This is a genomic window from Dactylosporangium sp. NPDC006015 (assembly GCF_040614215.1).
Classification (GTDB): Bacteria; Actinomycetota; Actinomycetes; order Mycobacteriales; family Micromonosporaceae; genus Dactylosporangium; species Dactylosporangium maewongense.
The window spans coordinates 137470-150526 of the sequence record NZ_JBEXUD010000002.1; the positions used below are offsets into that span (position 1 = coordinate 137470).

Consider the following 13057-nt stretch of genomic DNA (forward strand, 5'->3'; position numbering starts at 1 on the left):
CCTCAGGCGCTCGCCTCCTTGACCACCATCGGCGCGGCGTTGAACTCCATGGCGTCGAGGGCGGCCCGCAACCTGGGCAGGTCGCCCTCGGCCAGCTGAAACGACGCCCGGCAGATCTTGTCCACCCACAGCGACACCACCACCGTGCCGCGCATCGGATGGCACGTCACCCGCATGGTGCGGTCGTCTCCCCGCACGTCCTCAAACACGTCGCCCGACTTGGGCAGCGCAACCAGCTCACCCATGTCCTCCATGCTGCGACACTGAACGCTCGTTCTACAAGCCTCCGGACGGCTTCTCCCCCACCGCGTCATCCGCCGCAGCGCCGACCGCACGGTCCCCGGCCGCCCCCTCGCTCGCCACGAGGGCGCATCGCGCCGGATGGAGGCGGGCATCCGCCGCCGCGGGCTGGGTCTCAGGCGGCCTCGGTCAGCGAGGCGTTGCGGGCCTCGAGGACGGCACGGATGTCCTGGGTGCGGTCGGGGTCGGAGGTGGCCGCGGGGTCGGCGCCGGGGCGGGCGGTGTCGGTGGCGCGGGCATTCTTCGTGCGCTGCTGCGGGACGCGGCGCTGCTTGCGGGTGACGGTGGAGGCGGTGATCGCGGACTGGCGGGCGGCGTCGAGCGTGTCGCGCAGCTCGGCCGCCTCCTCGGCGACCCCCGCGGCCTCCTCGGCCAGGGCCTGGGCGGCGACGACCGCCACGTCCGCGGCCTTCACGGCGGCGCGCTCGGCCGCGGCGGCCGCGTCGTACAGGCGGCGGGCGCGGCTCTCGGCGGAGCGGCGCAGCTCGATCTCGCGGGCCTGCAGCTCGTGCAGCGGGTCCCAGCCGGACGCGCCCTTGAACACGGACTCCAGGGCGTCGACGGTGATGTCGCCGCGCTTGAAGGCGGCGAGGGCGGCGCGGGACACCTCGCGCTTGCTCTCCTCGTCCTCGTCGCCGGCGTCGCCGGAGGTGGCCGCTGCGGCCGCGTTCAGGGCCTCCTCGTAGGCCTTCTGCGCCACGTCGAACGTCGTCCAGGCCACCTCGCGGGCCTGCTGCGCGGCGAGGGCGCGGGCCTGGGCCTCGCCGACCTCGAGCTGGGCGCGCTTCGCGGCGGCGGCGGTCGCGGCGGCCTGGCGGATCAGCTCGCCGGCCTCGACGCGGAGGCGGGCGCGCTCGGCGGGGCTGAGGCTGGCGTCGGCCTCGGCGACCTCGGCCCGGCGCTCGGCCCGGTCGATGCGGGCCAGGCTCCAGCGGGACAGGATCGCGGCGAAGAGGATGAACAGCACGATGACGCCCATCAGTGCGGCCCAGACCACGAGGGCGCCGGTGACGGGGTCGAGACCGAGGATGCCTCTGCCGCCGTCGAGGGTCCAGGGCAGGCCCTGACCCGAGGATGACCCGTGCGTGGCGGGTGCGGAAAGAGCCACGGCGCGACCTCCGGCTGTGCGTGTCGCTACAGCGTAAAGGTCATGACCCAGGCAGGGCGACCCATCGAAGGGTGACAATCCAATGAAAACCCGGACACGAATTGTCACGCCCACGCGTAAAAGAGCCGGTCAGCAGGGGTAACCCGGCGACGGACAGTGATGATCACCACGGCGCAGGCGGCCAGTTGTCACCAGAACGTGATCGTGGCTGGTAAATCAGGTGTCCCGCCGGCGGGTGATCGCTAACGTGCCCGCCATGTGCTTGCGTGTCGTGCTTTCGCCGCCCATCCGCTAGCGGGCAGGCGAACGACCCGGAGAAGCGTCACGGCCTCGCGCCGCGGCGCCGGTGACGGCTGCCCGAATCCCCAGCTCTGGCAGCGTCACGACAATTCGGGAGTAAGACATAAATGGGACATAACAGAGGACTGTTCTGTATCGCATTCGCGGGATTGGCCTGGGGTGTCGGCGGGTTTGTCGCCGCCGTTCTGTACGACCACAGCGGACTCGGCCCGATCGCGGTCACGTTCTGGCGGTACCTCGGCGGCATCGCATTGCTCGCGGCCATTCGGCCATTCCAGAAAAACGGACAAAAACCACTTAACAAGCGCCGGCTGGTCCTCAACGGGCTGGGCATGGCGCTCTACCAGACGGCGTACTACGTGGCGATCGACCTCACCGGCGTCGCCGTCGCCACGGTCGTCGTGCTCGGATCGGGGCCGGTGCTGGTCGCGATCGGCGACCGGATCCTCTTCAAGGAGCGCGCCAGCGTCCCGACCGTCGCCCTCGCGGTGACCGGCCTCGTGCTGCTGGTGGGCGTCGACACCGTCGACGTGGCGGGCCTCGCCGTGGCGTTCGTGTCCGCGGCCGGCTACGCCGGCGTCACGCTGCTCAACCGGGCGGGCAAGGAGGACCCGTTCGACTCGGCGCTCGGCGGCTTCGCGGTCGGCACCGTGGTGCTGCTGCCCCTGGCGCTGCTGGAGGGCCTGCTGCCGACCAGGGGCGGGACCGGAGAGACGGTGGCGCTGCTGGCGTTTCTCGGGGCGGTGCCGACCGCCCTCGCCTACGCGCTGTTCTTCGCGGGCCTGACGGTCGTGAGGGCCACGACCGCGGCGGTCGTGGCCCTCGTCGAGCCGCTCGCCGCGGTCGCCCTCGGCGTGCTGGTCCTGCACGAGCCGCTGACGGGCTGGTCAGCGGCAGGTGCCGGACTGTTGTTGCTGTCGGTGGTGGTCGGTGGTCAGTTGGAGCGCCGCAGCCGCACGACGGCCGTCACCGCGAACGCCCCCGCCGCCACGGCCGCCGCCAGCCCCCACCACCAGAGGTGGGAGGACTCCCGTTCCGGAGCGGCGGCAGCCGCTGCGGACGCGGGTGGCGGCGACTGTGCGAGGCGCGACGTCACCACCGCCGTGGCGGAGACCGGGTTCGCACCCGGCCCCGTGACCTTGACGGTCCACGTGCCCGGTGAGAGCACCGGGCCCGAGGTGTAGAAGCCACGCCCCTCCGCCGCAGCGTTCAGTTGCAGCGGACCCACCGTCCGGCCGCCGTCCGCCGAGGCGGTCAGCACCAGACGGATGTCGCCCTCGGCGGGGCGGCCGTCCGCACTCAACGCGCGGACGGTCACCCCCTCGGCGCCGTCCCCGGCGACCTCGAGACTGAGGTCGCCGGGGGCGAACGTCAACGCCGCCATCATCAGCAGCGCGAGCACAACCTTCACAGCTTGCCGTTCTTCTTCACCCGGCTCGGGTCCTCGTCGAGCCGACCCGTGCCCTGCAGGGACTTACCGGTGTTGGCCTTCACACCGGCGTTGCTGGGCGGGGTGCCGCCGAGCCGCAACGTCATCGCGTCCGCGTCGCGGATCAGCGTGTCGCGGACCTCGGCCTCGGGCACCAGCTTGGCGGTCAGCAGGTCACGGAAGGACGCGAGCTCCTTCAGGGCCTTCTTGTCGTTCCCGCTCGCCTCGGCCTTGCGGGCCTTCGCGAGCTGGTCCGACAGCTGGGTGTACGCCTTGCTGGTCAGGCGGCTCGTCGCCTTGAACCGGTCCAGCAGGTTCTGCATGTCCCGGAACGAGGTGGTGACGAAGAACCGGACGGTGCTGGTGGTGGCGTTGCCGGCGTTGTCGGTGCCGACGACGACCAGCTCGTGCAGGCCGAGGTCGAGCTCGTACATCGCCTGCAGGGTGCCGGTCTGGTAGGCGCCGCCGTCCAGCGAGCCGGTGACGGACCTGATCCCGGAGACCGGGTCGATGGCCTGCCAGGTGACGCGGACGTCCTGGCTGTCGCCGTAGAGCTGGCCGTCGGCGAGGCCGGCGACGATGACCGTCGGCGCGGTGCCGTCGATCTTCAGGATCGCCGACTTGAGCGTCTCCGCGTTGCCGGCCGCGTCGGTGGCCTTGTAGAGCAGCTCGTGCTGGCCGTTGCCGGTGACGTTGACCGGCGTCGTGTACGGCGTCCAGGGGCCGCCGTCCAGGGACCACTCCACCTTGGTCACGCCGGAGCCGGCGTCGGTGGCCGCGAGGGTCACCGGGGTGGCCCCGTTGTGCCAGCCGGCGTCGGACGCCGGCGCGAACGCCGCCGTGGTGACCGGCGCGGTCGCGTCGATCTTCACGGTCGCCGTCTGCACGGCGGAGACGTTGCCGGCCTTGTCGGACGCGCGGAACCTGACGCTGTGCGTGCCGTCGCCGCTGACGGCGACCGGGGCGGTGTAGGCCGTCCAGGTGCTGTCGGCGTCGACCTGGTACTCAACCTTGTCGACACCCGAGCCGCCGGCGTTGTCGGTCGCCGCGAGGGTCACGGTGACCGGCCCGGTGTACCAGCCGTTCGCCTGCGGACCATCCACAGTGGACGTGGCGACGGGTGCCGTCGTGTCCACCGAGGCGGTGCTGATCCGGAAGTAGTCGAACGACGCCGGCTTCGACGCCTTCTGCCCGGCACCGAGGGTGTACAGGCCCACCTTGGCGTTGGTCGCCACCGCGGCGTTGGTGAGCTTCTCCAGCGCGGTGTAGGTGACGCCGTCCGCCGAGTACGAGGCGGTGTAGACGTTACCGGCCTTGGCCAGCCGCAGGTACCAGACCGCGGCGGTCAGGTTGCTCGCCCCGGGCTGCGGGTTCTGCACGGCGCCGGCGATCTCGCTGCGGAACTCGATGCGCCGCGTGACCGTCTGACCCGCCTGGTTGTCCGCGACGAAGTCGAACTTGACGTAGTTGTCGTCGTCGCCGTAGACGATCAGGCCGCCCTGCTGGTACTGCTCGTTGAACAGCGAGCCGTCGACCTTCGTGTCCAGCGTGAAGTCACCCGTGGGCGCCTTCTGCAGGATGAAGTTGGACGGGTTGGAGTTGTCGGCGCCGTAGATGTCGCCGTTGGGGACGTCGATCTGCAACGCGCCGTTGCTCACCCGGTACTTCGTGGAGTCCTCCCGCAGGATGGCGTTCCACCGGCAGTGGTCCAGAGTGGACCCGGTGAACTCGTCATTCGGGTTGACCGCGCCGGCCGGCTCGTCCGGGACCAGCTGGAAGTAGTCGAAGCTCGCGTTGACGACCGGCGCGGTGGTGCCGCCGTTGAGCGCGAACAGGCCGACCTTCGGGTTGGCGATCCCGGCGAGCGCCGCGGACCGTCCGACCGGGGTGAACGTGGTGCCGTCGGTGGAGTAGGACGCGGTCAGGTTGGTGCCGTCGGAGGCGATCCGCACGTAGTACGTGTCGCCGGGCTGGGCCGGGATCGCGTCGGCGCCCTCGTTGCGCGGGGTGCCGGCGGTCTCACGGATGAACTCGACCTTGCGCGAGTCGGCGTAGAGCAGGTCGACCTTGGCGTAGTTGTCGTCGTCGCCGTAGACGATCAGACCCGCCTGCTGGTAGTTCGCCGACGTGGCCAGGGTGATCTTCGTGGTGGCCTGCCACGCGCCACTGGGTGCCGGCTGCAGCACCAGGTTGGTCGCGTCGTTGCGGCTGCCGTAGAGGTCACCGGAGGCGGTCGGCAGGATCAGCGAGCCGCCCGCGACGGAGAACGTCTGGTTCTCCCGGACGACCGTCCACTTCGCACGGTCCAGCGTGGACCCGAGGAAGTCGTCGGACTTCGCGCCGAAGCAGGACGTGTTCGGCGCCTCCGCCTTGACGGTGACGCTCTTGTAGCCCTTCGCTCCGCGCGAGTCGGTGACCGTCAGCGTCGCGGTGAAGGTGCCCGGTGCCGTGTAGGTGTGGCTCGCGTTCGCCGTCGTGGCCGTGCCGCCGTCACCGAAGTCCCACGCGTAGGTCAGCGGCGTGTCGCCCTCGGCGTCGGTGGCGGAGCCCGTGAACGCGACGTTGAACGGCGCGGTCCCGGTCGGCGGGGTGGCGGTCGCGGTGACCACCGGCGGCGCGTTGTCCGTCACGCCGCGACCGATGAAGTCGACCCAGTTCACGTTGTAGCCCGCGCCCGATCCGGTGGCGATGAAGTACAGCGGCCCACTGGAGGTGCTCGGGGTGACGTCGAGGGTCAGGTCCACATAGGTCTGCCAGCCGCCCGTGCCCGGCACCGCGACGGAGCCCACCACGGGACCGTCGAGCGCGCCGGTGCGGACCTGGATCGTGCCGCCGCTGGCGTTGTTGGAGGCGGCGCGGATCCGCATCTGGGTGATGCCGGTGAGGTTGGCCGGGGCGAAGGAGAACCAGTCGCCCTCCTCGACGAAGCCGATGTTCTGGAAGCCGCCCTGCGGGTCACCGGTCGTCTCGGTGCGCACGCCCGGGTCGCCGCCGGCGGTCGAGCCCGGCACCCGCCCGGTGGCCGCGAAGTACTCGGCCTGCTTGCGCTTCGGCTGCAGCTGCACCAGCGACCGCCCGGTGAGCGGGGCGGCACCGCCGACGCCACCCTTGTCCACATAGGACGCCTCGATGACGGCGAACACGTTCGCGTCGGCGCCGTGCCCGCTGGCCAGGGACGTCTGGATGGTGCCGCTGCAACCGGTCAGCTGGTTGAGCGGGTGGGCGTGCTCGTCGTGGCCCAGCAGGTACTGGACCTGGACCTTCGAGCAGTCGACCGTGCCGTCCTCCGGGTCGGTGACGGTGACGGTGAACGCGACCTGGTCGCCCCACTCGTAGAAGCCGCCGTTGGGCGGCAGCGTGATGGTGACCTTCGGCGCGGTGTTGCCGACGGTGACGGGCACGTTCGCGGTGGCGCTGCGGCCCTCCGAGTCGGTGACCGTCAGCTGGGCGGTGAAGTTGCCGTTGCTCGTGTACGTGTGGACCGGGTTGGCCTCGGTGGACGTGCCGCCGTCGCCGAACGCCCACGCGAACGTGATCTGCTGCCCGTCGGGGTCGCGGGAGCCGGCGCTGGAGAAGTGCACCGCCAGGGGCGCGAGGCCGCTGGTCGGGTCGGCCGCCGCCTGGGCGATCGGGGCCCGGTCACCGGCGGTGTAGTCGATGCGGTAGACGCCGGAGTCGTCGTTGTTGCCGCCGAAGCCGGTGCCCCACTCGATGAGGTAGAGCGAGCCGTCGGGGCCGAACTCCATGTCCATCGGCCGGATCGTGCTCATGCCGGCCAGCAGCTGGTTGATGTCCACAAGGGACTTGCCGTCGGCGCTGACCTGCATCGTGTACAGCTTGTTCTGGTTCCACTCGCCGAAGATCGCCTTGCCGTCGTAGTACGCCGGCCACTTCGTCTCGGAGGTGGAGTCGGCGTTGTAGCGGTAGACGGGGCCGCCCATCGGCGCGCCGCCGCCACCGATCTCCGGGAAGCGCGGGTTGGCGTCGTAGTCGTAGTCGACGGTCGCCGCGATGGCCGGCGGCAGGTTCGTCAGGCCGGTGTTGTTGGGCGAGTTGTTGACCGGTGCGGCGCAGTCGAACGCGGGGCCGGCCGGGCCGGACGGGAACGTCCAGTCGCGGTAGGGCGCGTTCGCGCCGGTGCAGTACGGCCAGCCGTAGTTGCCGGGCTGCCCGACGATGTTCCACTCGACGGTGTTGCCGGGGCCGCGGTTCGGGTTGGGCTGGCCGGCGTCGGGGCCGTAGTCGCCGACGTAGAGCGTGTTGGTCTTCGGGTCGACGCCGATACGGAACGGGTTACGGAAGCCCATCGCGTAGATCTCGGGCCGGGTCTTGGCCGTGCCGGCCGGGAACAGGTTGCCCTGCGGGACCGTGTAGGTGCCGTCGGCCTGCGGCTTGATCCGGATGACCTTGCCGCGCAGGTCGTTGGTGTTGCCGGAGGTGCGCTGCGCGTCGTAGTCCTGCCGGCCGGCCCGCTCGTCGATCGGGGCGTAGCCGTCGGACTCGAACGGGTTCGTGTTGTCGCCGGTCGCGAGGTACAGGTTGCCGGCGCTGTCGAACGTCATGGTCCCGCCGGCGTGGCAGCACGTGTTGCGCTGCGTGTCGACCTGCAGCAGCTGCTTCTCGCTGCTCAGGTCGAGCGTGTCACCGACGGCCGTGAAGCGGCTCAGCACGTTGCGCGGGCCGCCGCCGTTGGGCGCGTAGTACAGGTAGACCCAGTGGTTCTGGGCGAAGCCCGGGTCCAGGGTGATGCCGAGCAGGCCGTCCTCGTTGCCGGTGAACACCGGGATCGTGGCGGCCGTGACGGTGGTGTGGGTGTCGGGCTTGACGATCTGCACCCGGCCGTCCCGCTCGATGTAGAACACGCGACCGTCGGGGGCGATCGCGAGCTCCATCGGGTTGTTGGTGTTGCTGTCCAGCGTGACCTTCTCGAAGCTGCTGGTCAGCGTGGCGCTGCAGTCCGACTTCAGCACGCCCGCGGCGGTCTCGATGCCGCCGAGCAGGTGCGAGAGGAACAGCGGGTCGCTGTAGGACTCCTGGGTGTGGCCGGCGCCGGTGTACCAGGAGCGCCCGCCGTCGTAGTCGCGGCACCACGAGAACGGGTGGTCCGCGCCCATGGCCCCGGTCCCCGGCGTGTAGCTGGTCTCGTCGAGGCTGGCCAGGACGTGCACCTTGCCGCGGGGGTTGGCGCGGAAGTTGTACCACTCGTCGTAGCGGCTCCAGCGGTCCGGCAGGTCCTTTGTGGACGGGTGCGCCGGGTCCTCGACCTTGATGGTCGCCTGCTGCTGCGCCGGGTGGCTGGTGAAGTACGAGCCGACGAGCTCGCCGTACCAGGGCCAGTCGTACTCGGTGTCGCTCGCGGCGTGGACGCCGGCGTAGCCGCCGCCGGCCTTGATGTAGCGCTCGAACGCGGCCTGCTGGGTGGCGTCGAGCACGTCGCCGGTGGTGGACAGCCAGACGACGACCTCGTACTTGGCGAGGTTGGCGTCGGTGAACGCGCCGGCGTCCTCGGTGGTGTCGACGGTGAAGCCGTTGGCGGCACCGAGCTGCTGGATGGCGGTGATGCCGGCGGGGATGGCATCGTGCCGGAACCCGGCGGTCTTGGAGAAGACGAGCACGTCGAACGGTTCGACGGCCTGCGCCTGCGGCACCTGGGGCGCCTGGACGGGGACGGTTTCAGCGGAGGCTGCGGCAGCCGGAATTGTGACGGCCGCGGTCGTGGTCAGGGATAAACAGGCAAGGCTGAATAGCGCGCGTGCCGCGCGCCGGCGTTGGGTGAACACGGAGCTCCTTGTGCGGGGTGGACACAGGTCGCTGCGCGCAACGGTTCGCCGAAACCGCTGCGCGTAATGGGACCGGGGTCATCCCGCCGAGGAGTCGACCGGCCCGTGCGGTGGTTCGTTGTGTTACCTAACAAACTAGCCGCGCAGGGCGTCCCGGGGAAGAGCCACACCATGCCCGGTGCACGTGCCGGTCAACGGACGCAGTCCCGGAAGCCTCGCCAGCCCGGCCGCGGTCGCCTCGTCGGCCGGGGTGTAGACGATGAGCCGCGCCTCGGGCGTCCCCGCGAGCAGCATGCTCTGGGTGGAAAGCCGCAGGTCACCGACGTCCCCGTGGCGGAAGATCTTCAACCGGCTGCCGGGCACCGCCACGTCGTGCGACTGCCACGCCGCAGCGAACGCCGGGCTGGCCGCGGACAGGTCGCGCACGAAATTCTCCCAGGCCGGCTCGCCGATGTGCCGGGCGAAGTTGGCCCGCATCGTCGCCGTCATCAACGGCAACTCATCGGCCAGATTCACGAACGGCATGCAGCATTTCGGCGTCATGTACAAATGCCATAAGGCATTTCGCCCGGTTCCTTTCCGGCGCACGAGATCCGGAAATAGATCGGCGTAGACGGGATTCCAGGCGAGCAGGTCGTACCGTCCGTTGTAGACACAGGCGGGCAGCGTCAGGCTGTCCAGGATCAGCTGCACCTGCGGCTCGAGGGGGCAGCCGGCGGGCTGCGTGGTGAACGCGGGGACGTCGGCCAGCCGGTACAGGTGCTCCCGCTCGGCCTCGTCGAGCCGCAGCGTGCGCGCGATCGCGTCCAGGACCTGCACGCTCGCGTTGATCGGGCGGCCCTGCTCCAGCCACGTGTACCAGGTGACGCCCACCCCGGCGAGCTGCGCCAGCTCCTCCCGGCGCAGCCCCGGTGTCCTGCGCCGCAAGCCCGGCGGCAGGCCCACGTCGGCGGGGCTGATCCTGGCCCGTCGCGAGCGCAGGAACGCGGCCAGCTCGGCGCGGGACGTCGTCATGCCTCCATCTTCGGGCGGTGCCCATCCCGGTGCCAGGTGCTGCCGGTACCAGGATGAGCGGGCTCTCCCCGCCGGCACCGGCGCCGCCGGAGGGTGGCTCCATGACCGTTCTGACCGACAGCCCGCCGGCCACCGCACGGACCGGTGGCGTGCTCCTGGCGACCATCCTCGGCGGGCAGTTCATGGCCGTCCTCGACGTCTCGATCGTCAACGTGGCGGTGCCGTCGATCCGCACCGACCTCGGCGCCTCCGGCGCCGGCCTGCAGCTGGTCGTCGCCGGCTACGCCATCGCCTACGCCGTCCTGCTCGTCACCGGCGCCCGCCTCGGTGGCCGCCACGGCCACGGCCGCACCTTCCGGGCCGGCCTGGCCGGCTTCACCGCCGCGTCGCTGCTGTGCGGCCTCGCCCCGTCGACCGGCACGCTGATCGCCTGCCGTCTGCTGCAGGGGCTCGCGGCCGCCCTGATGGTGCCGCAGGTGTTCAGCATCATCCAGCGCACCTTCGCCGGCCCCGCCCGCACCCGCGCCCTCGGCCTCTACGGCGCCGTCCTCGCCGGCGCGGCCGTCGTCGGCCAGTCCGCCGGCGGCTTCCTCACCGGCGCCGACCTCTTCGGCACCGCCTGGCGCCCCGTCTTCCTGGTCAACGTCCCGATCGGCGTGACCCTGCTCCTGCTCGGCAGCCGCCACCTGCCCACCGACCCCGGCACCGACACCCGCCGCCTGGACCCGCTCGGCGTGCTGGCCCTCGCCGCGGCGGTGTTCACCCTGGTCCTGCCGCTCGTCCTGGGCCACGGGTCCGGCTGGCCGCCGTGGACCTGGGCCAGTCTCGCCCTGAGCGCCGCCCTCTTCGCCGCGTTCGCGCTCGTCCAGCGCCGCAGCCCGGCGCCGCTCATCTCGGGCGTGGTCCTGCGCTCACCGGGCCTGGTGCCGGCGGCCCTGGCCATCCTGGCCGTGATGGCCTCCTACGCCGGCTTCCTCTTCACGCTCGGCCTGCACACCCAGTCGGACCTGGGCTACGGTCCCGCGAAGGCCGGCCTGGTCCTGGTCCCCGCCGCTCTGGCCTTCGGTCTCAGCAGCCTGAGCTGGCGCCGCCTCCCGGCGTCCTGGCACCGCCCCGCGATCACCGTGGCCCTGGTCGTCGTCACCGTCACGTACGCCTGGATGGCATGGACCATCCGCGACGGCCGCCCGCTGGGCGTCGCCTACCTCTCGGTGAGCGCCCTCTACGGCCTGTGCCTGGGCGCCGCCTTCAGCCCGTTGATCGGGGTCGCCCTGACCCACGTCCCGCCGGCGCTCGCCGGCGACGCCAGCGGTGTCGTCGCCACCGTCACCCAGCTCGCCGCCGTCCTGGGCGTCGCCACCTTCGGCAGCGTCTACCTGTCCCTGGTCCCGTCCCCGTCGGCGGCCGCGACCACCGACCTGACCCTCGCCGTCGCCACCCTCGTGGCCACGGCGGCGAGCCTCCTGATCCCCAGACCGTCATCCCCAGACCGTCCCTGTGACGGAAGGCGCGTCAGAAGGGCTGGCGGGTCCACCGCTGGTTGGCGGCGCCGGTGCAGTCCCAGATGATGACCTGGGTGCCGGCGCCGGTGCCGCCGTTGGCGACGTCGAGGCAGCGGCCCGAGTTGGGGTTGACCAGCGTGCCGTCGCCGCGGAAGGTCCACTGCTGGGCGACGGTGCCGTTGCAGGAGTAGAGCTGGACGGCGTTGCCGTTGCCCTTGCCGGCGTTGGCGACGTCGAGGCAGCCGCCGTCGGCGCGGATGCTGCCGTCCGGCCGGATCGTCCAGCGCTGGTTGGTGTTGCGCGAGCCGGCGCGGTCGCAGGCGTCGATGACGGCCTGGTTGTTCTGGCCGGAGCGGTACTCGAGGCACATGCGCGAGCCGGCGCCGACGAGCTGGCCCGTCGTCACCTGCGGCGGTGGCGGCGGGGCGGAGCTGGCCGGCTTCGACGGGGACACCGAGGCGCTCGGCGGCTGGACGGCGGGTGCCGAGGACTTCGACCTGCTCGGCGTCGGGCTCGCCGACCGGGTGCCCGACGGTGTCGCGGACGGTGACGCGCCGGCGTCGCGGGTCAGCTCCGGCAGGCCGCCGATGCCCGGGTAGCGCTGCGGGCTGGCGTCGGCGGAGACCGGGGTGCCGTGGTCGCCGCTGCTGACCAGCTGCAGGACGACGGCGGCGGTGACCAGCAGGATCAGGACGGCGACGGCGACGGCACCGACCGGGTACCGGCGCCAGGCGGCGTTCCGGCGGCGGGCGCCGCGGTAGTCGGGGCCGTCGTCGGTGTCGGCGGGGTCGTCGGTGACGATCGCGATGGCCGGCGGCACATAGTCGGCCACGGTCGGCGAGTCGTCGGGGGCCAGCAGGACCGGCGCCACCCCGACCGGTGGCGCCGCCGGTACAGCGGCATCCTCCGGCTCATCGGCGGCCGGGTCGAGCTCGGCCGGATCGAAGGCGGCCGGGTCCACGAGCGCCGGGGCCTCGGCGGCGGGCTTGACCAGCGCAGCGGGCACAGCGGGCACAGCGGGCACGAGGGGCTCGGCGGGCTCGTCGTCGACCGGCGGCAGCGACTCCGCGGCGCTCGCCCTGAGCTCACCGGCGAGCGTCCCGACGGTCGCCGGGTCGTCCCCCTGTTCAGGATCATCGGTCTCCGGACCGGCCGCGTCAGGAGCGACGGTGTCAGGGGACGGCGCCTCGGAAGACGGGGCCGGAGCGGGTTCGGGCTCCGGCTCGGGCTCGTCGCCCAGGGCGTCCGCGAAGAGGGCGTCGAAGTCCGGCCGGTCGTCCTCGACGGGAGTGACCGGGATCGAGGCGGTCGCGATCGCCGTGGGGCCGCCGCGCCGCTGGCGGGGGATCGCCGCGCCGGCCGGAAACGTCGGCTTCGCCGGGTTGAACGGCTCCGGCAGGAGGGGGACCTTCGCGGTCGCGGAGGCCGTCGGCGGGATGCGATGCCGCGCCGCCCGGTCCACACGCTGTTCCTGCTCGTTGCCGTCTTCAGCGATGGACATACCCGACGTGCTCCTTCCAACGACCATCACTGCCCGCTGCACCGTAGCCTGCGAAAGCAACAACGCGCGACCGGCCGTTCGGCCCCAACAGGAGCGGTCCGTTGCGATTGGCCGGTAAGTTTT

The 13057-nt window shown here is 71.8% G+C and carries 7 protein-coding genes; 2 read left to right on the forward strand and 5 right to left on the reverse strand.

The window, feature by feature from the left end; all coding sequences use genetic code 11:
* Window positions 1-2: 2 nt before the first annotated feature.
* A complete protein-coding gene (locus ABZ321_RS03765; protein ID WP_354889134.1) occupies window positions 3-245 on the reverse strand; it encodes a hypothetical protein in 243 nt (80 codons plus the stop codon).
* A gap of 170 nt (window positions 246-415) precedes the next feature.
* Window positions 416-1408 (reverse strand): hypothetical protein, encoded by a 993-nt coding sequence (locus ABZ321_RS03770; protein WP_344514296.1) that lies wholly within the window; start codon window positions 1406-1408, stop codon window positions 416-418.
* Between the two features lie 407 nt (window positions 1409-1815).
* On the opposite strand from ABZ321_RS03770, the gene ABZ321_RS03775 reads away from it, so the two are divergent.
* Entirely contained in the window at window positions 1816-2892 is a 1077-nt protein-coding gene (locus ABZ321_RS03775) for an EamA family transporter (protein ID WP_354889136.1), read from the forward strand.
* Between the two features lie 223 nt (window positions 2893-3115).
* Here ABZ321_RS03775 and ABZ321_RS03780 read toward each other — a convergent pair whose 3' ends face one another.
* Together ABZ321_RS03780 and ABZ321_RS03785 are read right to left on the reverse strand one after the other, a co-directional pair.
* The gene (locus tag ABZ321_RS03780) at window positions 3116-8785 is read right to left on the reverse strand and encodes a ThuA domain-containing protein (protein ID WP_354889138.1); all 5670 of its coding nucleotides are present in this window, start codon (window positions 8783-8785) and stop codon (window positions 3116-3118) included.
* 267 nt (window positions 8786-9052) lie between these two features.
* Window positions 9053-9931, reverse strand: a complete 879-nt coding sequence (locus ABZ321_RS03785; protein ID WP_354889140.1) for a helix-turn-helix transcriptional regulator — start codon at window positions 9929-9931, stop codon at window positions 9053-9055.
* Window positions 9932-10032: 101 nt separating this feature from the next.
* Here ABZ321_RS03785 and ABZ321_RS03790 point away from each other — a divergent pair, with 101 nt between their 5' ends.
* The gene (locus ABZ321_RS03790) at window positions 10033-11499 is read left to right on the forward strand and encodes an MFS transporter (RefSeq protein ID WP_354889142.1); all 1467 of its coding nucleotides are present in this window, start codon (window positions 10033-10035) and stop codon (window positions 11497-11499) included.
* Here the strand turns inward: ABZ321_RS03790 and ABZ321_RS03795 are convergent.
* The gene (locus ABZ321_RS03795) at window positions 11444-12934 is read right to left on the reverse strand and encodes an RICIN domain-containing protein (protein WP_354889144.1); all 1491 of its coding nucleotides are present in this window, start codon (window positions 12932-12934) and stop codon (window positions 11444-11446) included. The two genes, ABZ321_RS03790 and ABZ321_RS03795, sit on opposite strands and share 56 nt — an antisense overlap.
* Window positions 12935-13057: the final 123 nt, after the last annotated feature.